Source organism: Paenibacillus sp. MMO-58 (genome assembly GCF_037146255.1).
Lineage (GTDB): Bacteria > Bacillota > Bacilli > Paenibacillales > Paenibacillaceae > Pristimantibacillus.
Genome location: NZ_JBBCVY010000004.1, coordinates 353,715 through 375,705, shown reverse-complemented (window position 1 = coordinate 375,705; position 21,991 = coordinate 353,715). Strand labels below are relative to the sequence as shown.

At 53.3% G+C, this 21,991-nt stretch carries 16 protein-coding genes; 9 read left to right on the top strand and 7 right to left on the bottom strand.

Annotation, left to right across the window (positions count from 1 at the left end; genetic code table 11):
- The first annotated feature begins 52 nt into the window (after window positions 1-52).
- The 5 genes from WFJ73_RS15215 (at window position 53) to WFJ73_RS15195 (ending at window position 4,787) form a co-directional block, all read left to right on the top strand.
- Window positions 53-607 (top strand): MarR family winged helix-turn-helix transcriptional regulator, encoded by a 555-nt coding sequence (locus tag WFJ73_RS15215; protein WP_336773872.1) that lies wholly within the window; start codon window positions 53-55, stop codon window positions 605-607.
- 68 nt (window positions 608-675) lie between these two features.
- Complete coding sequence (locus WFJ73_RS15210; RefSeq protein WP_336773871.1) at window positions 676-2,136, top strand: aryl-sulfate sulfotransferase; 1,461 nt, start codon at window positions 676-678, stop codon at window positions 2,134-2,136.
- An 11-nt stretch (window positions 2,137-2,147) separates the two neighbouring features.
- Window positions 2,148-3,185: an ABC transporter substrate-binding protein gene (locus tag WFJ73_RS15205; protein ID WP_336773870.1), complete on the top strand. Its 1,038-nt coding sequence runs from the start codon at window positions 2,148-2,150 to the stop codon at window positions 3,183-3,185.
- Window positions 3,186-3,198: 13 nt separating this feature from the next.
- A complete protein-coding gene (locus tag WFJ73_RS15200; RefSeq protein ID WP_336773869.1) occupies window positions 3,199-4,011 on the top strand; it encodes an ABC transporter ATP-binding protein in 813 nt (270 codons plus the stop codon).
- Window positions 4,008-4,787, top strand: coding sequence for an ABC transporter permease (locus tag WFJ73_RS15195; RefSeq protein ID WP_336773868.1), 780 nt, complete (start codon window positions 4,008-4,010; stop codon window positions 4,785-4,787). The genes WFJ73_RS15200 and WFJ73_RS15195 overlap by 4 nt, the downstream gene beginning before the upstream one ends.
- A gap of 74 nt (window positions 4,788-4,861) precedes the next feature.
- On the opposite strand, the gene WFJ73_RS15190 is transcribed toward WFJ73_RS15195, so the two are convergent.
- The gene (locus WFJ73_RS15190) at window positions 4,862-5,875 is read right to left on the bottom strand and encodes a LacI family DNA-binding transcriptional regulator (RefSeq protein ID WP_336774020.1); all 1,014 of its coding nucleotides are present in this window, start codon (window positions 5,873-5,875) and stop codon (window positions 4,862-4,864) included.
- Window positions 5,876-6,385: 510 nt separating this feature from the next.
- Between WFJ73_RS15190 and WFJ73_RS15185 the strand changes: the two genes are divergently transcribed.
- Window positions 6,386-9,397 (top strand): glycosyl hydrolase, encoded by a 3,012-nt coding sequence (locus tag WFJ73_RS15185; protein WP_336773867.1) that lies wholly within the window; start codon window positions 6,386-6,388, stop codon window positions 9,395-9,397.
- A 73-nt stretch (window positions 9,398-9,470) separates the two neighbouring features.
- Here WFJ73_RS15185 and WFJ73_RS15180 read toward each other — a convergent pair whose 3' ends face one another.
- On the bottom strand, window positions 9,471-11,012 hold the full coding sequence (locus WFJ73_RS15180) for an alpha-L-rhamnosidase-related protein (RefSeq protein WP_336773866.1): 1,542 nt from the start codon (window positions 11,010-11,012) through the stop codon (window positions 9,471-9,473).
- Window positions 11,013-11,367: 355 nt separating this feature from the next.
- Between WFJ73_RS15180 and WFJ73_RS15175 the strand changes: the two genes are divergently transcribed.
- The 3 genes from WFJ73_RS15175 to WFJ73_RS15165 all read left to right on the top strand — a co-directional run bounded on the left by WFJ73_RS15175 (window position 11,368) and on the right by WFJ73_RS15165 (window position 14,666).
- Window positions 11,368-12,759, top strand: coding sequence for an ABC transporter substrate-binding protein (locus WFJ73_RS15175; protein WP_336773865.1), 1,392 nt, complete (start codon window positions 11,368-11,370; stop codon window positions 12,757-12,759).
- A gap of 195 nt (window positions 12,760-12,954) precedes the next feature.
- A complete protein-coding gene (locus WFJ73_RS15170) occupies window positions 12,955-13,836 on the top strand; it encodes a carbohydrate ABC transporter permease (RefSeq protein WP_015846648.1) in 882 nt (293 codons plus the stop codon).
- Window positions 13,836-14,666: a carbohydrate ABC transporter permease gene (locus WFJ73_RS15165; protein ID WP_336773864.1), complete on the top strand. Its 831-nt coding sequence runs from the start codon at window positions 13,836-13,838 to the stop codon at window positions 14,664-14,666. Before WFJ73_RS15170 ends, WFJ73_RS15165 begins: the two co-directional genes overlap by 1 nt.
- A 56-nt stretch (window positions 14,667-14,722) precedes the next feature.
- On the opposite strand, the gene WFJ73_RS15160 is transcribed toward WFJ73_RS15165, so the two are convergent.
- From WFJ73_RS15160 to WFJ73_RS15140, 5 genes are all read right to left on the bottom strand, one after another.
- On the bottom strand, window positions 14,723-16,036 hold the full coding sequence (locus tag WFJ73_RS15160) for an ABC transporter substrate-binding protein (protein ID WP_336773863.1): 1,314 nt from the start codon (window positions 16,034-16,036) through the stop codon (window positions 14,723-14,725).
- On the bottom strand, window positions 16,029-17,549 hold the full coding sequence (locus WFJ73_RS15155; protein ID WP_336773862.1) for a response regulator transcription factor: 1,521 nt from the start codon (window positions 17,547-17,549) through the stop codon (window positions 16,029-16,031). The genes WFJ73_RS15160 and WFJ73_RS15155 overlap by 8 nt, the downstream gene beginning before the upstream one ends.
- A gap of 5 nt (window positions 17,550-17,554) precedes the next feature.
- A complete protein-coding gene (locus WFJ73_RS15150; protein WP_336773861.1) occupies window positions 17,555-19,321 on the bottom strand; it encodes a sensor histidine kinase in 1,767 nt (588 codons plus the stop codon).
- A 564-nt stretch (window positions 19,322-19,885) separates the two neighbouring features.
- Window positions 19,886-21,022 (bottom strand): bifunctional cystathionine gamma-lyase/homocysteine desulfhydrase, encoded by a 1,137-nt coding sequence (locus WFJ73_RS15145; RefSeq protein WP_336773860.1) that lies wholly within the window; start codon window positions 21,020-21,022, stop codon window positions 19,886-19,888.
- 16 nt (window positions 21,023-21,038) lie between these two features.
- Window positions 21,039-21,956, bottom strand: coding sequence for a PLP-dependent cysteine synthase family protein (locus WFJ73_RS15140; RefSeq protein ID WP_336773859.1), 918 nt, complete (start codon window positions 21,954-21,956; stop codon window positions 21,039-21,041).
- Window positions 21,957-21,991: the final 35 nt, after the last annotated feature.

Below are 21,991 nucleotides of genomic sequence, written 5' to 3'. Positions count from 1 at the left end.
TCGCAGTAAGAATCATCACGAGCGGCCCTATAGGAGGTAACGAGAGAACGACATGGCAGATTTCATATCCCAAATGGAAGAAAACGATTGGCTGTTCAGAAGGATGGTCCGCAGATTCGTTAAGGAACGCGACAAAATATCCGTGGAGGATATCGCATTGCCCGGCTTCCTTATTCTCCGAAGCATTCAACTGGGCGGCGCGCAAAAGCTTGGAGAACTGGCGGAGCAGCTTGATTTGACCTCCGGAGCAATAACGGCGCTTTGCGACAAGCTGGAAGCGAAACGCTTCGCACAGCGGCAGCGTCTGCAAGGCGACCGCAGGAACGTATGGCTGGACATTACGGAGGAAGGCCGGCAGCTGTTAGAACGGTATCCGGAGCTTGGCAAGCGTGGAGTCAGTCTGCTGTTCGGCAGCTTTAGCGAGGAAGAGCTCGCCTGCCAGAAGGAAATTTTCGAACGTATTTATGCCAATCTGGAAGGCTTCTCGGAGCGCTATATGGCAATGGTCAAGGAATACGAAGAGCAAAAAGCGGTAGAAAAAACGGAAGAACAACCAAAAAAACCGCCTGCCGCCAAACCGAATCAAAATTATTTTCTGAATTATTAATCCACTTTACTTTAGCTAATGCTTACGAAGCATGAATTGCTTCACAATTCATTTTAGGAGTGTTGAACATGGGACATCCCACTATTTATCCAACCGGAGCTACGGTTTATTTGCCTGAGAAAGCATGGAGCGGTTATACGATTTTCCAGGCGGCCAACGTTGGCGCCCTGCTGATTGATATGAGCGGCAAAGAGGTTCACTTGTGGAAAGGTCTGCGAGGCTTCCCGAACAAAATTTTGCCGGGCGGTTACGTAGTAGGCAGCACCAAGGAACGCGATCCGAAATACGGCTTCCAAGACGAAGCCGATCTGGTGCAAGTGGATTGGAACGGCAATATCGTATGGAAATTCAACCGCCTCGAATACATAGAGGATCCGGGCTACGAGCCGGAGTGGATGGCGCGCGCGCATCATGATTACCAGCGCGAAGGCAATCCGGTTGGCTACTATGCTCCGGGACAGGAACCGCAGACAAACGGCGGACGCACCCTCATTCTTGCTCACCGCAACGTAACCAAGCCGGAGATCTCCGATAAGCTGCTGCTTGACGACGTTATTCTCGAAGTGGACTGGGAAGGCAATATCCTGTGGCAATGGGCGGTAAGCGACCATTTCGAAGAGCTTGGCTTTGACGAAGCGGCGAAAAACGTGCTGTTCCGCGATCCTAACGGCCGTCACTTCGGCGGCAATACGGGCGGCGACTGGATGCATATCAACTCCGCGTCGTGGGTAGGTCCGAACAAGTTTTACGATGCCGGCGACGAGCGCTTCCACCCGGACAACATTATCTGGGATGCGAGAGAATCCAATATTATCGCCATCACGGACCGCCAAACCGGCAAAATCGTCTGGCAGCTTGGTCCGGATTACTCGAAGCCGGAAGTCAAGCATCTGGGCTGGATTATCGGTCAGCATCATGCCCATATCATTCCGCAAGGCTTGCCTGGCGAAGGCAATCTGCTTGTATTCGATAACGGCGGCTGGGGCGGTTACGGTCTTCCGAATCCTGCATCTCCTTACGGTATCAAAAATGCAGTCCGCGATCATTCCCGTATTCTCGAGATCAATCCGGTCACTTTCGAGATTGAATGGCAGTATACGCCAACGGAAGCCGGCTTTATGGCTCCGCTCGATTCCTATCGTTTCTACAGCCCGTACATCAGCTCCGCGCAGCGCCTGCCAAACGGCAATACGCTGATTACCGAAGGCGCCGACGGCCGGATTTTCGAGGTGACGAGCGAGCATGAACTGGTATGGGAGTACATCTCCCCTTACAAGAACAAAATTAACGCCAACATGGTTTACCGTGCTTACCGCGTCCCTTACGAGTGGGTGCCTCAGCTCGAGAAGCCTGTTGAAGAAGCGATTGTTCCGCTCGACGTTGCCAACTACCGGGTGCCGGGCGCCGCGGCAAAAGGAACCGATTCGGTTGTGGAAGTCGTAGGCACCGGAGAGTACGGCGAAGGCGCATTCTGCGTCGCGACCGTCGAAGAAAACCCAAGCACGGCCGAATCCGGAGAAGAAAGCTGAGGCGAAGTCAGATGAAAAAGTTCGGTATTCTCGCAACGGTTCTGGCCGTTGCCTTCACCCTTGCCGCATGCGGCGGCAAGGAGAATAAGCCGGCAGCGGCTGAAGCGAAATCGACAAACAGCCAGCAGGCTGAAGCGGCTAGCGATCCGATTAAAATCAAAATCGCCGATACGTCGACCAACCCGGTATTCCGCGTGGCGAAGAGCAAGGGCTTCCTCGAGAAATACGGCATTGATGCGGACATCATTACCTTCGCTACGCCTGCGGAGGGTATTAACTCCTTGTTCATCAAGCAGGCGGATATCGGCTGGGGCGCGGACTTTCCGTCGCTGAACGCGGTAAGCAAAGGCGAATTTTCGATTATTGCCGCGACAGGCACGGATACCGAGGCATCCGCTGCCCAATGGAAGCTGTTTGTCCGGGATGAAATCCAGTCCCCTGCCGATCTAAAGGGCAAAAAGCTAAGCACCCTTCGCGGCACGTTCCTCCCTTACTTGTGGGATGTTTATTTGAAGGATAACGGCGTAGCGGTAGGCGATACGAAAGAGATTGGGCAAGGCGGCTTCGACGAGGCTTACGTGGCGCTCAAAAAAGGCGAAATCGACGCCAGCTGGGTCATAGGCGCTACGCTGATCGATAAATTCAAAGCCATTGATGGCGTCCACGAGCTGACCGATATGTCCAAAACCTCCGTGCGGATCGGGGGTACGATTATCGCCCCTAATTCCTTGATTAAGGATCATCCGAAGGCGGTTGCCAACTTCCTGAAGGCCTTGGATGAGACTTCCAAGTACATTGCGGCTAATCCGGATGAAACCGCCGACATTCTGTTTAAGGAGACCAAGCAGCCGAAGGAAGCAACAATCCGGGATTTGGCGACGAACAACTGGACCGTTGGTTTTACCCAGCAATCCTTCGACAGCCTGACCAATCAGAAGAACTATATGGTAGGAGCCGGCATTATCCAGAACGACTTCAACCTGGCCGATAAGCTGAGCTTGGACAGCGTGCAGCAGGCTGTACCCGATCAGTTCACCTATAAGAAATAAGGAGAGATGACAAATGTTGAATACGAGTCCATCTCCAAATACGATTACGATCGAACGGCTTAATAAAAGCTATTCCGACGTGAAGCCCGGAACTGCCGGCTCCGTTCACTACATCATCAAAGATATTGATCTAGTCGTGAAGGGCGGAGAATTCTTCGTTCTTCTAGGCCCAAGCGGCTGCGGCAAATCAACGCTGCTTAATATGATCGCAGGCTTTGTCTCCAAGACCGGAGGCAGCCTGCGCGTCGGGAACGATGAAGTCGACAAGCCCGGCAAGGAAAGAGCGGTTGTCTTCCAGCAGGCGGACTCCTCCCTCTTCCCTTGGCTGACGGTCCGTCAAAACGTAGAGTTTGGCCTGAAAATGAAAAAGATGCCAAAGGACGAGCGCAAGGAAATATCGGAACGCTATATCCGGCTTGTCGGATTGTTCGGCCATGAGAACAAATTCCCGCGCGAATTGTCCGGCGGCATGAAGCAGCGCGTTCAGCTTGCCCGCGTATTAGCCAATGATCCGGCGATTCTGCTTATGGATGAACCGTTTGGCGCGTTGGACGCAATGACAAGACGGATCATGCAGAAGGAATTAAGCCAGATCTGGCGGGAAACCGGCAAGACGGTTATTTTCGTCACCCACGATATTCAGGAAGCGTTGCTGCTGGGACAACGGATCGCCGTTATGTCTACCGGACCTAATGCGAAGATCTCCAGCATCTATCAGGTTCCGCTCGGCTATCCGCGCGACCCGGCTTCCCCGGAGCTGAACGAGCTTCAGCGCCATATCCAGTCGCACTTTGACGCCGAACTGGAAGGAGGCATGTACCCGTGAAGGTTTTGCAAAAGAAATGGGTAACGATTCCGCTTCTGTGGGTCATCACCTTCATCGTATGGCAGGTTGGCGCATGGATCTACGGCCCGGAGATTATTCCGGGTCCCGCCGCTACCTGGCAAGGAGCGCAGGAGCTGCTGAGTGACGGTTCATTGATGAAATATATCGGCATCAGCTTCTACCGGGTATTTGCCGGCTGGGCGCTTGGCAGCCTTCTTGCCATTCCGATCGGACTTACCATCGGCAAAGTAACCGCGATCCGCGTCTTTGCGGAGCCGTTCCTGAACTTTGTCCGGTTTATCCCTCCTATCGCGTTTATTACGCTGTTCCTCGTATGGTTCGGCATTGGCGAGCAGTCGAAGATTGCCCTCATTATGTACGCGACTCTATTTATCGTCATTATTAATACGTTAACCGGCGTGCTCGCTATCGAAGAGGACCGGATCCGCTCGGCCCGCAGCATGGGGGCTTCCGAATGGCAGATTTTGCTTCATGTCGTCATTCCGGCTACCACGCCTTATATCTTCACCGGCATCCGGCTTGCTATGGGCACCTCGTACATGGCGATCATTGGCGCAGAGATGATTGCGGCGAACGAAGGCGTAGGCTTCCTCATCTGGAACTCCAGACTTTACTTCCGTACGGACTGGATCTTTGTCGGATTGATCAGCCTTGGTCTGATGGGCTTCCTGACCGATCGCATCGTTGGCTGGCTCGGCAGCAAGCTGCTGTTCCGTTATGGCGTTATTAATACAACGGCCCTTCGCCGCCGCTGAGAAAACCTCAATCATAGTAACAAAAGAGCTGTCTCCAGGCCGGTCGTAACCGGGAATCTGGAGACAGCTCTTATTCATGATCGTGCGGCACCGCAGCTCTGCCGCACGATCAGCTCCGGCGCGACCATAACCGAGCTCGACTGCAGCTGGCCGTTCATTAGGTCATACAGCATTAGAGCCGCCAGAAGGCCAATCTTCTCCTTATCCTGTCTTACGGTTGTCAGCGGAGGGCTGACGTATTGGCACGCTTCAATATCGTCGCAGCCGATAACCGCAACATCCCCCGGGACGTTCAGCCCTTTCTCTCTGATTGCCCGAATCGCCCCTATCGCTAGCAGATCGGAAGCCGCGAATACCGCACGCGGAACCTGCCCCGCTTCAATCATCCTTGTCATCGCCTCATAACCGGAATGCTCAAAGAAGTCGCTTCCGTTCCGGAAGAACGGTTCCATGACAGGCAGGCCGTAACGCTGCAAAGCCTCCCTGTACGATTGCTCCCGGAACTGTGAAATCCGGCTTGTCCCCGAGCAGCCGATAAATCCAAATTCCTTGTACCCCTGCAGGTAAAAATGCTCCACGGCCCGGTTCGAAATATGGCTGTTGTCCGACATGACGTAACCGGACCGGTTGCCGGTCAGCTCGAGATCGATTCCGATGCAAGGAATATCGCTCTGATCCAGCTCTCCGATTCCGGAATCAATCTCGTCGCCGGAAATAATAATGCATCCGTCCACCTGATAATGCCGGCAGCGGGACAAATAGTCCCCTTCCGAATCTTCAAGTCTCTCATTCGAGAAGAAGAGCAGGTCGTACCCTAACAGACCGATTCTTTTCTTAAAAGCGTTGATTACATCCACAAAGAAAAGGTGATTGAACTCGGCATTTATTTTACCCGCGTATACAACGCCGACCAGCTGGGATTTACGTTTCGGAGCCTTGGCTGCATTGGAGACCTCATACCCGTGCTCCTCCATAATCCGCAGCACGCGCTCTCTCGTTTCGGTGCCGACATCATCGTAGTTGTTTACGATTTTAGAGACGGTCGACACGGATACCCCCGCCAGCTCGGCGATTGTCTTAATCGTTATTTTCACCGTAATCTCTCACTTCCGTGGGCAGATATGCCCTTCTTCTCTTCTTTCATCCATCCTACCATACCTGTTAATTTTCGGAAACACCACAGTTATGTGTTTATAAAGTTACGAAAACTTTCGTTAGCAAAACAGGATTTAAGCCCTATTTTTGTAAATTCCCCCACTTTCCTCTTTACAAATGAACGAATCACGACCATAATCAAGATGAAATTACGAAAACTTTCGAAAATCGCATCACCACACTCCTCTTCGTTTCGCTACGCACACACATCAATCGCAATCACTTCCGTTTTGCCCTCATCTTAGACATCTAAACAGAATCTATCTCATGCTGTAAACGACAGAAGACGGTTCCGCAATCAATGGATTATGGAGAATAGGTCTTCTTTTTTTGTCGTCCTTAACCTACGAAGGGAGGCGATGTTGCCTGACTGGGGTGTCCGGGCACAACTTCATGGCATCGGTGAAGAATGCAGAACACAGACCTTTTTGAGGAGGAGCTTGATGAAGAAGGATATGAGATGGACCAAACTGATGGTATTAACCGCATTGTTTGCATTCACTATACTAGGCTCGTTTACTTCGCCGGCAGCGGCCGCTACGATTGCGGTAGGCGCGGGAAGCTATACGAATAGCCTGCCTGCAGGACAGACGGGACCTCCCGCAACGATCTACAAAACCTCTAATGTGACTGGGGCCATGCCAACCAATGACTGGTGGAGCTCCCTCGCCTGGAAGGCTTACTCGGACGTAATGTTCCCTCACCCGCTTGCCGTTCAGGCAAAAGCAGACGGGCTTGGCATCGGCTATCCGGTGCAATCCGGCAGCGCGGACGCCATGTTTGGCGCGTACGTCAACGATTTCACCCTTGGCCATTCCGCCCAATCGAACTTCCCTGATGCTAAGGTAGACGCATTCTCCGACTGGACGGTATCGATGCTGTTCAGCAGCGGCGGAACCATGCGGATTACAACCGGACACGGCCTGCCGTTTATCTACGGTACATACTCCGGCGGCCTGCCTAAGCTCACTTTCCCGTCCGCACCAGCCGTCTGGTCCGGCAGCGCTTCGAGCAGCGTTCTGGGCGTAACCATTAACGGCCATCACTACGGGTTATTTGGACCTACCGGCTCCACCTGGTCTGGCATTGGAACCTCTACGCTTACCAACTCGTTAAATGGCAAAAGCTACTTCTCGGTTGCCGTTCTTCCGGACAATACGGCGGCTACTCTTAATGCCTACAAGCAGTATGCCTACTCCTTCGTAACCAATACAACTTCGAACTACTCCTACAACTCTTCGACCAGCAAGGTGTCAACTACCTACTCTGTCACAACGCAAGCCATGGAAGGCACGCAGACCGGCACGATTATGGCGCTTTATCCAAGCCAGTGGAAAAATACATCGGCCTCGCTGCTCCCTTACACCTACGACAGCGTCAGAGGAACGATGAAGACGGTATCGGGATCCTCTTTTACAACATCGCTTACTTATCAGGGCATTCTCCCTTACCTGCCTTCCGTTGGCAGCTATAACAACGCAACCTTGAACAACTATATCGAGTCCGTCCGAACCGAAGCGAACCATACCGTTGGGGCAACCGATACGTATTGGCTTGGCAAATATTTGGGCCGGATCGCCAACCTGCTCCCGATCGCACAGCAGGCCGGCAATACGGCAGCCGTTACGAATTTCGAGAACTATCTCGAGACAACGCTGAGCAGCAATTTGACTGCCGGAACAAAAACCAACAACCTGTTCTACTACAACAGCAACTGGGGTACCTTAATCGGCTATCCGGCGAGCTATGGCTCGAATGATTCCTTGAATGACCATCACTTCCATTACGGCTATTGGGTGCGCGCAGCGGCTGAGGTGGCCCGCAACAATCCAACCTGGGCTTCAGCCGCTAACTACGGCGGCATGGTAAATATGCTGATCAAAGACTTTGCCAACTGGGACCGCTCCGACACCAGCTTCCCTTACATGCGCAACTTCGATCCTTATGCCGGCCATTCCTGGGCGTCGGGCAACTCCGAATTTGCGGACGGCAATAACCAGGAATCGTCATCGGAAGCGATTAATGCTTGGTCTGCGATGATCCTGTGGGGGCAGGCTACGGGTAATACGGCCATCCGCGATGCGGGGATCTACCTGTATACGACCGAGGTCAACGCGGTGAACGAATATTGGTTTAATATCGATGGAACCAACTTCAAAAGCGGTTATAACCACAACTACTCTTCGATGATCTGGGGCGGTAAGTCCGTCTATGCAACCTGGTTCTCGGCGGATGTGCAGGCGATCCGCGGCATTAATATTTTGCCGGTAACGGCTGCCTCCGCGTATCTTGGCTACAAGCCTTCCTATTCCGTTGCCTTCCTGGCGCAGACAGCCTCCGAACGCGGGGGCAATGCCTGGAATATGTGGCCGGATATATTCTGGGAATACCAAGCTTTGTATGATGCGAACGGTGCGATTAGCCTGTTTAACGCGAATCCGAACTACACGCCGGAGGACGGCGAGACCAAAGCGCATACGTACAGCTTCCTGTATAACATGCAGGCGCTTGGTCAGGTGGATACTTCCGTAACGGCTAATGTGCCGACCTACGGCGTATTCAAAAAAGGCACGACCCGCAACTACGTCGCATACAATCCGGGAACCTCGGCTATCACGGTAACCTTCTCGGATGGCGCAACCTTAAACGTACCGGCCGGTTCTGTCGCCTCCTCGCTTGGAACGGTCGTTGTACCAAGCGGACCTTCGATCACCAGCGTCAGCCCGTCTTCCGGTTCTTCGGGTAGCACGGTCACGGTAACGGGCAGCGGATTCGGAGCTTCGCAAGGCACGTCTGCTATTAAATTCGGCTCTGCTACCGCTGCCGTAACAAGCTGGTCAAATACTTCGATTACGGCGACCGTTCCTTCGAGTCTTGCGGCAGGAAGCTATAACGTAACGGTCACAACCTCAGCCGGCACGAGTAACGCTATGAGCTACACCGTCGCCGGTGCTTCACTTTCAAGCAATGTGCTTTATGTAAAATCAGGCTCCAGCTTAAGCTTCACGGCAGGAACGGCGGCAGCTAGCGATGCGATCGCGAGTGCGGGCGGAGCGAATTACGACGGTAATCCGCATAGCGCAACCACGTACACGATTACCGGCATTACCGGCACCTACGACGCGACGAAAGCAACCGCCTTCCACTTGTTCCTGGACTCCGGGACTAGCGTCGGCAACGGCATTCAAGTACAGATAACGTATGATTTTAACGGCAACGGAAGCGCGACAAGGGTAGAAACCTACGGCTACTTCGCAACCAATGACGTAACCGGCTGGGAGGATTATACGCAAGGCGGCGGACCAACCTCGGCAACCGGCTCCTTCGCGAACATGAACAACGGCACCATTACGATTAAGGTGTGGAGCGCGATTGGCAACGGGGCATCCTCGCTTCGAGTCAATGCGAGCAGCGCCAACGGCCAGCAGTCTACCGTGACCATTCCGTATAAATAAAGAAGAGACCGCTTCGCTCCGGGTATTTTGTGCCCGGCCGCGAAGCGGTCTTTCTCTGTTTGGTGCTGCCCAACTAAATCAGATACTTCCGAATAAAATACGTTGGCGTGCAGCTCCATGCGTGGCAGTAGCTGTTGATCAGGTTGCTGCCGTACGGCGACAGCTTTTTGTCCTCCGGGTTGTAAAGCTCCCAGAACGTATCCGCCCCGTCCTTGATCATCTCGCCCCAATACGCCTGCATCTGCCGAGTGGCTTTCTCCCTGCTGCCAACCGAGAACAAGGCCTCGATCAGATGATGGTACATATACGGCGTTGTCATTCCGATCGCCGGCTGCTCCTCAAACAGGCGCTCCAACAAGGCAACGTTATCCTCCGCCGGCAATACGTCCGCAAGGACCAGCCAGATTTGGGATGCCCAAGAAATCTGACGGTCGGAGCCGCTGACGAAGAAGCCCGCGTCCTCATCCCATAATTGAGCAACGGCCGCCTCAGCCGTCCGTGTAATCTGTTCTTCTATATACTGCTGCTTGTCTGCCAGACCAAGAGTACGGGCCAGCTCCAAGCCGCGCTTCAGGCAATAGATCAATACGCCTTGCGATGGCGCCTGCTTGTTCAGCTCCGGATGCCAGTCGATAAAGCTCCACCAGGTCTCGTCATCACGCACGATTCCCCGCTCGTCCAGCCTCTTCACGGCAATCTCCAGCTGCTCCATGGCAATCGGCCACAGCTCTTCAAGCGTTTCCTTGTCCCCGGATGCCTCATAATAATCGTACAAGCAAGCCACGAAAAACAGCGCATAATCGTAGAGCCGAGTATCATCCGCATGGGCATGCGGTTTCTCAAAGACGCAAGCCCCAACCGCACCGTCCGGAAGCCGCATGCCGGCAAACAAATACAAGCAGCGCTTCACCAAATCATGGTTGTTAAACGTCAAATAATTCGCCTGTGCCTGCAGCCTCAAATCTCCGATCCACAGTCTGCGGTCCCGCTTCGGCCCGTCCTCAAATACGGTCTGCATGCAGTCCTGCAGCGTCTTGACCGCAATGCGGTCCATCTCCGACCATTCACCGGACACGCTTTCCGGCAGCGGCGCAACGCGGGCGACATCGCCGGACGTAACCGCCGTGCACTCTACTTTCTCGAATGACACGTTATATTTTTTCGACGTATCCAGAACATCCACCTTGATATAACGGAACGTATACCGTCTTGGAAGCTTGATCTCCGCAGGCAAGACATCAATAAAGATCGTTTCCTCCTGCAGCCAGGAGCTGCTCAGCCATCCGTCGTACGACTCAAATGGTTCCGCAATCTCGCAGGGCATCTCCCCAATGGTCATCTTCAGCTTTAAAGGAGCGTCCGGGGGACTGCCGACGGGCTTCACCTTCAAGCTGACATAACCAACAAGGTGATCGCCAAAATCCAGAATAAAGCTGTCTCCTTTTCCGAGCACCCGCTCCTTCCACGCCTGAGCCTCTGCCTGCTCAACCCGCCAACCTTGAAAAGCCTCCTCATCCGCCACGATTTCAACAACGGACCTAGGCTCAACCACGCTTGTCATTAATTCAGGTACTAACGCTTCCGCTTTATCGACCATCGTTTGATTGATTAACATCTATAAATCCCTCCCGTATCCTGCTGCCTTATCTTCCTATACCTACAATCGTATGCGCTTGCATCGCTTCCAACAAGGCCGGCCTTTTTGGATAAGCATCCGATTTTTTTAGATGATCCTCTTATGGATGTCAGCGATTTTTGGGTCCCGCGTACGATTAATTTGGATCGCCCCGCCAAACCCCGCGCCGTTACGGCATTGTCAAAAAAAATCCGACAAGAGCCAAAAAAAGCAGCGCTTATCAAGTTGTCATGAGAGCCTTTACACTTAGGTCCACAGGGCTCCGGAAACCCGAACCGCTAGCGAATAGAAACAGATTGATTACGCTCGAACATAACAAGGAGGGTATATCTGAATGGCACAATCTAAAAAGAAAACGATTCTGGCCCTGACAGGAGCCGTACTTCTTACATCCGCTTTGACGGCATGCGGCAGCAACAATAATAACGGCAACGCGGCGAACGCTAATGCGAGCAAGTCCCCGGAAGCAAGCCAGACCGCGGCAGCCGAATCGCCGGCGGCAACAAGCGACGCCTCTTCCGAACGCTACGAGAAGCCGGTCACGCTGAAGCTGATGATCGACAACCAGACTTCTACGGAAGGCATTAAAGCGGTAGCCGACGAAATCGAGAAGCGCTACAACATCAAGACCGAATTCGATCTCCGCCCGGGCGGCGACGAAGGCGACAACCTCGTGAAGACAAGACTGGCAACCGGCGAAATGGACGACTTGAGCTTCTACAACTCCGGTTCCTTGTTCAAAGCGCTGCAGCCCGAGAAATATTTCCTTGACCTGACAAGCGAACCGTTTATGCAAAATGTGGTGGACTCCTTCCTGCCAACCGTCAGCGTTGACGGCAAAACGTATGCGGCACCAAGCGGCGCTTCGCAGGCAGGCGCTTGGCTCTATAACAAAAAGGTCTATGCGGAGCTTGGCTTGTCCGTTCCGAAAACTTGGGATGAGCTGAAAGCCAACAACGAGAAAATCAAAGCAGCAGGCAAAACAGCGGTCATCGGCTCCTACAAGGACAGCTGGACCTCACAGCTGATCGTGCTGGCCGACTATGCTAACGTAACGGCGGACGCTCCAACGTTTGCCGACGATTTCACCAATAACAAAGCCAAATTCGCCGATACGCCTGCCGCTCTGCGCAGCTTCCAGAAGCTTGCCGAGATGAAGGATTACATGAACAAGGATTATCTCGCCACCACGTATGACCAGGCGCTCAAAATGCTCGTTGACGGCACAGGCGTTCAGTACCCGATGCTGACCTTCGCTCTCACGAACATCTTTGCAACGTATCCGGACAAAATCGACGATATCGGCGTATTCGCCCAGCCTGCCGACAGCGCGGACAAAACGGCTCTGACCGTATGGATGCCAGCCGGAATCGCGATCTACAAGGATGGCAAAAACGTGGAAGCCGCGAAAAAATGGATCAACTTCTTCGCTTCGCCTGAAGGCATGGCCCTCCTGGCAACAAAAGCAAAACCTGAAGGTCCTTACGTGATCAAGGGCGCAACGCTGCCGGATGACGCTTACGCCGGCGTAAAAGAAATGATGCCTTACTTCGATAACGGCAACAACGCGCCGGCGCTTGAGTTCCTGTCTCCGCTCAAAGGACCAAGCCTGCCGCAGCTGACGGTTGAAGTCGGCGCAGGCATGAAATCGCCGGAGGACAATGCCAAAGCATACGACAAGGACGTCGAGAAGCAAGCGAAGCAGCTTGGCATCGCAGACTGGTGATAAACCTTATATCGAAGTCATCCGAAGATGAGCGACCGCGTTTCAATGGTAGTTTTATCGCCAATCAGAAAATGAGTTTTTCGAGCTCGAAATACTTATATTTTCTGATGTGGTAGGCAGTCATAGCAGCCCTGCCCTGCTCCTTAAGGCAGGACAGGGCTTTTTGCAAAGATAGTAAGATGGGAGAGATTCACCATGCAGAAGGCTTCCCTAACAAAGGCTTCCAAAAGGTTTTATACGTACAAGTTTTTGCTGCCCGCGGGTATTATTTATTTCGTGCTGTTCCTCTTGCCTACCATCATGTCCTTCTTCTTCAGTATGACAAGATGGGATCTGGTGGACTGGGATTTCATCGGCCTGGACAACTATAAGACGTTTTTCTCGGAATCGTCGCTTAATATCGGCTTCCGCAACACCTTAATCTATGCGGTAGTGACCTGCGGTCTCAAAGTCGTATTCGGACTGTTGCTGGGGGTCGCGCTGACATCCGGCCTCCGGATCAAAGGTTATCTTCGTTCCGTTGTTTTCTTCCCGACGCTGCTCTCTACCATTGCCGTAGGCATTGCGTTCAGCAGCATGATGCATCCGACTCAAGGCCTGATTAACAAAAGCCTGGCGCTTGCGGGCATCGTTGGTCCCGATTGGCTAGGCGACACGAGTATCGCCCTCTTGTCCGTCGCTTTCGTTGACGTGTGGAAGGGCGTTGGCATGGCTACAGTTATTTTTATCGCGGGCATTATGTCCATTCCCGAAGAATATTACGAAGCGCTTCAGATCGACGGCGGCAACGCCTGGGACCGGTTCAAGCATATTACGAACCCGCTTGTGGCACCTGCGATGAACTCGGTTATTATTCTTGCCTTTATCGGGGGCCTCCGTTCCTTCGACCTCGTATGGGCGATGACCAAAGGCGGGCCGGGCTTCAGCACGGACTTGATCGCTTCTATCATTTATAAACAATATCAAGGCGGCTTCTATGGCCTCTCGACGGCGGGCAACGTGATTCTTTTTATCGGTGTATCCCTGCTGGCCTTCCCCCTGCTTAAGCTTCTGTCCAAAAGGGAGGTTGATCTGTAATGAAGCTGAAAGGCACGAAACGAATTGTTTTCGAGGTTACTGCGATTGTCTTGTCCATCGTTATTTTCTGGATTCCGTTCTGTTTTGTCATTATCAACTCGCTGAAAAATAAAACGGACGCCGCTCAGCTTGATCTAAGCTGGCCAACGACCCTTCAATGGTCGAACTACAAGGAAGTTCTTATCGCGCAAGACCATATGGTGATCCGGTCCTTCGTAAACAGTACGCTTATCACCCTGCTGTCGATTGCCATTCTCGTGGTGGTCAGCGCAATGACCGGTTATGTGCTGCAGCGGCGCAATGACCGCTGGTCCGGCATCATTCAGTTCCTTGTGATGGCCGGCCTTATGATTCCGCCCGCCGTTGTACCTACGATCTGGGTGCTGGACTCGATTCATCTGTTCAAGACGATGTCCGGGATTGTCCTCGTCGAGGTTGCGCTTGGCATTTCGTTCGCCGTTATGCTGTACCGCAGCTTTATGGCGACGATCCCACGGGAGATTGACGAAGCGGCAATCGTGGATGGCTGCGGCAGCCTGCGGATGTTTTTCCAGATGATTCTGCCGCTTCTTATGCCTGTAACCTCAACGGTTATCGTACTGTCGTCGGTTGGCATTTACAACGACTTTGTGAATCCGCTCTACTTCTTCCCGGGAGCCAAAAACGCCACAATCCAGCTGACCCTGTACAACTTCACCAGCATGTACAATACGTCCTGGAATCTGCTGTTCGCGGATATTATTCTGATCTCTCTTCCGCCACTTATTCTGTTTATCTTCTTCAACAAAAGAATCGTTGCCGGCATGACGGCCGGTGCGGTCAAAGGCTGACAAGCGCAACAAATCCCGCAAACCAAGATCAGGTCTGCGGGATTTGTTATTCCTGCTTATTGCTGCTTGTCTAATGCCGCCTGCAAGTCTTCCATATACATCTTCCCGGTATAATCCTTGCTTGCAATCAGCAGCTGCGCATTATTCCAGGCAACCGTCTGCGTATCGGCATCAAATAATGCCTCGAACCATAAAGCGCCGTTCTTGACGCTGTCGATCGTCTCTTGCGCCATTTGCGTCAGCTTAGGCACATCCTCCGGCATATTCTGCACGTTAAAGCCGGAGATTACGCCGTATTCCTGCATGGCCTTGTCCCCGTAGCCGGTAAACACCGCCTTCAGCCAATCCTTCATCGTATCGTCATACGCTGCCGCCGATAAAGAAGTGGTCAGCCCCGCGTTCATCAGCCAGTCATCCTTCGTCCCCGCTCCGTTTTTCACCAAAGGAATATTAAACAAACCGATGGCATCCGTTCCGATCTTGTTTCTGATCGTGCTGTTAAAATCCCTGAGGCTCCAGCTTCCCGTATAATACATGGCGGTTTTTCCTTCGAGGAACATCGTTGTGGCTTCGTCCGTCTCGGTTGTGTTCACATGCCTGCCGAAATAACCAAGTTGGGCCATCCGCTGAATCGTATCGGCCGCCTTCACAAAGCCCGAATCCGTTACCTTAAGCTCCTTGCGGGCTACCCGCTGCATCGCGTCATAGCCGTAGACCCGGATGACGTAGCTGTTAATGAGCCGGGTAATCGGCCATTTATTGCCGCCCGCCAGCGAGAAGGGCTGAACGCCATGCGACTGGAATACCTCTGCTGCGTGAAGGAGATCCTCCCAGGTCTCCGGAACCGCCAGGCCATATTTGGCAAACAGATTTTTGTTATACCAAAAACCCTCGATATTGATCTCAAGCGGCAGAGCGTACAGCCCTTTATCCCGGACCATCGACTTAAGCAGCTTCACGGCTGCCGGGTTTAATTCGTTTTGCAGCCCAAGCTCGCGGAACACTTTCTCGATATCCAAAATAAATCCGTTGTCCGCCAGCTGCTCGAGCGGTCTGCCCGATTCGTAGGAGAAGACCTCCGGCAGGTCGTTGCTTGCCGCCAGCAGCTGGATTTTCTGAACGAGATCCGAGGTGTTGACGTTCTCGAATTCATATTTAATGTTGGGATGCTGCTTCTCGAATTCCCTGGCCTGCTCGCTGATAATCCGGGGCTGCTGCTCTTCGAGATCCGACGAGACGTAATGAATAACCCGGGTAGGATCCGTAATTTGTTCATCTTCATTGGTTCCGTACGAGCCGCCGCCCGAGCAGGATACGAGAAGTACGCATAACACGGTTATTAGGCCCATTGCCGCAGCCGGCCTACTCATGCTCCTCCACCTCCTGCGCTTGCTCATGCGTTTTGCCGCCGACATGCCCTTCACGGAATTGCCCCGGCGTTACGCCCGCATATTTCTTGAACAGCTCCGTAAAATGCCTGTAATTATAATAGCCCACCTTCTTGCTCACATCGTTGACGAGCATGCCTTTGTGCAGCAGCATCTTCGCTTGCTCCATCCGCAGCTTGGTGACGTATTTGATATACGAGGTTCCGACCTTCTCCTTAAACAGCAAGCTGAGATAGGTGGCATTCATGCCGACATGCTCGGCCACCTCCTGCAGGGTGAACGACTCCAGGTAATGCTTCTCGATAAAAGCCAGCGCCTTCTCCACCGCATTATGCTTCGCGGCATGCTTGTCTTCCCTCATAAAGTTATGAAGCAGCTCCATCTGCTCCCGAAGCCATTCGAACATCCGGTCCCTTGACGACATCTCGCCAAGCTCCCGGTGCGGGACAAGCGTCCGCGCTTCCCCGCCCGCTTCCATCGCTACCTGATACCCGATGTAAGCTAGCTTCAGCACCTCTTGTTCAACCAGCTCCGGACTTAACCGCTCCGCTTCCGTCCAATGCTTGTATTCCTCCAATTGGCGAAGCAGCCCTTCCTTGTTTCCCGTTCGCATGCAGAAGACAATCTCTTCCTCCCGTTCATTAAGGCCCTTCGGCAGGCTTTCCTCGGCAGGCTCAAACCGGGTCCAGCCCTTCTCCTCCAGAAATACCGCGTAACGAAGGGCCCGGACGGCTTCCTTCAGGCTCGCCCCCGCTTCCGCCAGATCGGCATACGTTTGGCCGGAGCCAACCGTCTCCTGCATTTGCGGTGAGAGAACCGTCAGCTGCTCCCATAATTCATCCGCCGGCAGCTTGCTGTGGAAGACCGCCATTATCCATTCCTTCCCGTACGGGAAAGAAACCATGCGGTAGGATGGATGATCCTCGAGAAGCGGATCCGGCTTGCCGGTTGCGGCAAGGATCGTAATCCCGATAACCTGCTTGGCCTCCGCTTCGCCATAAGCCAACCTCCAGGCAGGAATGGCTTCCGCGCCAAGCAGCAGCAAATCAAGCGTTGCCTTCTCCAGCAAAGCTTCCTTGTTTGCGGCCACTTGGGTTTTTAGCTGCGTATGCTCCTGCTGATAGCCGATGCGGGCAATGGTCCGGCTGATCGCCTCGTCGATTTTTTCAAGCGTGATGGGCTTATCCAAATAATCAATAACGCCAAGCTTTAGCGCCTTGCGGATATATTCGAACTCGTTAAAGCCGCTGAACACGATACACGCGGTATCCGGCATTTCCTTCGCGATCTCTTCAATCAGCTGCAATCCGGTTAAGCCGGGCATGCGGATATCCGTCATCACGATATCGGGCTGAAGCTCCCGGACCATCTGCAGAGCGGAGAGACCGTCGGCGGCCGTACCGGCCAGCTCAATGCCGTAACGGGACCAGTCCACCATCATTCGAAGCCCTTGCGTAACGATATATTCATCGTCGAAAATAACGGCTTTTAACATGACTCTCAACCCTCTCTGATTTCATTTGGCCGGAACCGGATCTCGACGATTGTTCCTTTCCCCGGTTCGCTCCGCACCGTTAACGAGCTTCTATGACCATAGTAGAGCATGATTCGTTCCCTGACGTTGACTAGCCCGTACCCTGTTTCCGTTGCCTGAATATCCTCCATGCCAACGCCGTCGTCCTCCACGGTAAAAACAGCCGTGCCTTCCTCCATTCTGCCCGTCAGCCGGATCGTTCCTTCCCCAACCTTGGGCTCAAGGCCGTGGTAGATGGCGTTCTCGACAAGCGGCTGCAGGATCAGCTTCAGAATCTCGATGCTCATCAGTCCCTGATCTACATCAACGATATAGTGGAACCGCGATTTATAGCGGAGATTCTGTATCGTCATGTAATGCTCGATATGCTGGAGCTCCTTGAATACCGGAATCGTTTCCTTACCTTTGTTGAGGCTAATCTTAAAGCTCTCCGATAAAGCAACCGTCATCTTCGCGATATCCGTGTTGTTCTGCAGAATAGCCATCCAATAGATCGAATCCAGCGTGTTATAGAGAAAATGCGGCTTAATCTGGGCCTGCAGCGTTCGAAGCTCCGCCTCCCTCTCCTTTAGCTGCGAATGAATAAGCCTTTCGCTGAGCTGTTTGTTCTCGGAGGAGATCTTGCGGAATGTCTCGCCTATCGCTCCGACCTCGTCTTCTTCAAAGGAGATAACCTGAACCGAGGCGCCTGAGCCCTTGGACCAGTCCACCATCATTTTTTTCAGCTGCAAGAGCGGCCGGGTAATACTTCCCGATACAAACATGGACAAAATAATCGCAATAAGCGCGATAAAACCCGCAATAAGCATTGTAACCGTACCGATCCGGTTCGAATCCTGCAGCAGCACGTTTGTTTTGACGATATGAAGGAAGGTCCAATTGGTCGTTGCGTTGCGGTAGCCAACCGTCAAATAACCATGCTGATGCAGCTCGCGCAGGACGCTGTCCTCGCCAACCTCTCGGTCGATCAGATGTTCAATGGATGCATTCTGGGCATAGACGCTGCGGGAAAACTTGCCAGTGGTATCCAGCACGATAAAATCCCCGTCATCCCCCATCGCCTGCTCGAATATCGACTTCTTCAAATTGATAATAAGCAGTCCGATGACGCGGAAGCTCGCCGGATCGCGAAGCAGCTTCACGCTGGAGAACGAGGACCCGGCATTCCCCGAATTAATGGACTGAAGCACGTTGTAGCTGAAAAACACTTCTCTGCCGTTCGCCGCTTCCGCGCGCTTATACCAATCCGTCTTGCCAATCACCGAACGGCTTGTCTCATCGTCATAGATTCCCGCGTTCGCTTCCACGCTGCCGTAACAGACGGAGTGGAAGCCCCGGTCGAACAAGCAGATAGAATCGATGTGACGGGTATCGATCAAGTTGCGCACTACGAGATTTTGCAGGCGGTTGGCGGTTCGGATATCAAGCACGTGGCTTTCGTCCGCTGCGCTTGCCTTCAGCTCGTCGCGAAGCTGATCGTTGGCCAGAATAAGCCGGTGCATATTGATGACGTTCCGGAACAGAAGATCCGCCACTTCGCTTGCCGCCTGCAGATTATGCTTGTTGTTGTCCAGATGGTTATGCATGATCGTATTTTTCGAAATATTAAAGGAAATATATCCAAGAATGATTAGCGGCGGCACCGACAATAACACTACGGCCAGCAGAATTCGGGTACGAAGTCTGCGGGGACGGTACTGCCTTAGAAGCGAGGATAAGGAAAAGGATCGCATCCGCTTTGGCTCCTTGGCCGCCGATCCGGCCCGATAAGATGTTTCCTTCATTGTAAACGAAATTTGGGACGTTTATCACGGCGCATTTTTTTAGGTGGGGTGTCAGGATTTTTTGGATTGTATTTATCTGAGTTTACTTAGGTTAAAGATCAAACTGCGTGTTTGTATGTTCTTCCGATCGCCGTTGCTCGGGGATTCCTTTGAATTAGAGTTATATAGTTGGAATCCCCGAGCAAAAGCGAACATTAGCATTTCTCCAGAACATACAAACACTCCGTTTGCCATTAACCTGTCAAATAAAGAACAATAACCAAGAAAATCCTTGTAGGGGTGGCCGCATAGCAAAAGAGGCTGTGCAGGTAAGATCTGCACAGCCTCTTTTGCTATATTGGCTTATCCATTCGGGGGATTGCATAACGACGCGGCGCAGCGTTAAGCCCGTTGATAAGACGGGACTCTAGTTAGCTATGGGTCATATCTGGAGACACTACGTCGATATAGAGGAAATTTCGTGCTGCGAGAGGGTTAAAGCAAATTGGTACGATTGGAGCGGAACCGGCTTTACTAGCCTTCCAGGCTCTGGGCCAAATCCGAGATTAGATCCTCCCGGTCTTCGATGCCGACCGAGATGCGGATCAAGCCGTCGGTGATGCCCAGCAGTTCTCTTCGTTCCTTCGGGATGGACGCATGCGTCATCCGGGCCGGAACGGAGATTAGGCTTTCCACGGCGCCGAGGCTTTCGGCTAGCGTAAAGTACCGAACTTTTCGCAGCACCTCCGCTACTTTCTCGGTGCTTCCCACATCAAACGAGATCATCCCACCGAAGCCAAGCGCCTGCCGCTTCGCCAGCTCATGCTGCGGATGATCCGGCAAGCCGGGGTAGTAGACCTTTCGGACGGCCGGATGCTCTGCAAGAAACCTTGCGATCTCGCGCGCATTTGCTTCATGCGCTTCCATCCTCAGCCCTAGCGTTTTTATGCCGCGGATCAGCAGCCAGGAATCATGCGGGCCAAGAACGCCGCCAACGGCATTCTGAATATAATGCAGCTCTTCGCCTAGCTTCTCGTCTGCCGTAACGACCAGCCCCGCAACCACGTCGCTATGTCCGCCCAAATATTTGGTCGCCGAATGGACAACGACATCCGCGCCTAACGCAAGCGGTGTCTGCCAATACGGCGTGCCAAACGTGTTATCTACTATAAATAATAACCCGTGCGGCTTCGCCCACGCGGAGACCGCCTCGATATCCGTCAGCTTCAGCAGCGGATTGGTTGGCGTCTCGACAAGCAAAGCTTTTGTATTCGGCCGAACCGCCTGCTCAAGCGCATCCAGATCTGCCGTATCCACAAAGGTGGCCTCAATGCCAAGACGGGCAAGCACCCGCGTAACAATACGGAACGTCCCGCCATAGACATCGTCGGTCACAAGCAGATGATCCCCGCTGCCCAGGCGTGACAGCACCGTATGAATCGCCGCCATGCCGGAGCTGAACGCAAGTCCGCGCGCCCCCCCCTCGAGCTCTTTGATGAGCTCCTCCAGCGCATGCCGTGTCGGATTGCCCGTACGGGAATACTCGTAACCGCGGTGCACGCCAACATCCTCCTGCTTATACGTACTCGTCTGGTAGATCGGTACGTTAACGGCGCCGGTGTGCGGGTCAACCGGCGTTCCGCCGTGAATCAGCTTCGTTAATCGCTTCAACGTCAAGCCTCCTCCTCTATCCCCCGTAAATCTGCTTGCTCAGATAACGCTCGCTACCATCCGGGAATATCGTCACAATGTTGCTTCCCGATGGCGCAAGCTCCGCTTCTCTGAGAGCAGCTTCAAGCGCCGCGCCGGAGGAGCTGCCGACAAGCAGGCCTTCCACCCTTGCCAGCTCCTTCACCCGGGCAAACGCAATGTCGTCGGTAATGGTGTGAATCGCATCGAAGTAGGAGGGATCCATAAACGGAGCCAGCTTCTCCACGCCGATGCCTTCGGTCCGATGCGGTCCGGACTTGCCGCCAGCCAATATCGAGCCCTCCGGCTCGACGATAGCCGTTTTTACGGCCGAATTCTGCTCCTTCAAATACCGCGCCGTACCCATAAACGTTCCGCCCGTTCCCGCTCCCGCCACAAAGACATCCACTCTCCCGTCCAGCTCCTGCCACAGCTCAGGACCAAGCGTGTCATAATAAGCCAAAGGGTTCGCCGGATTCGAGAATTGCGCCGGTGAATACGCTCCCGGAATAGACAACACCAGCTCTTCCGCTTTGCGGATCGCCCCGAGCATCCCGTCCTCTGTAGGCGTATTAACGACCTCCGCTCCAAGCGCGCGCATTAGCGTCTGCTTTTCGATGCTGAATTTTTCAGGTACGACAAATATGACTTTATAACCCGTGCCAACAGCGGCAAGCGCCAGACCAATCCCCGTATTGCCTGCCGTTGGTTCGATAATGGTTCCTCCAGGCTTCAGCACGCCCCGCTCAGCCGCATCACGCAGCAGCGCCAAACCTAAGCGGTCCTTGACGCTCCCTCCGGGATTCATTAGCTCCAGCTTGGCAAATAACCGGACCCCTGCGGGTAACGGAAAACGAGTCAGTTCAACGATAGGTGTATTTCCGATCAGCTCACGCACATTGCGATAAATAGCCATGCAAGCATCTCTCCTCTGCTGTTCCCGCCTAGAGG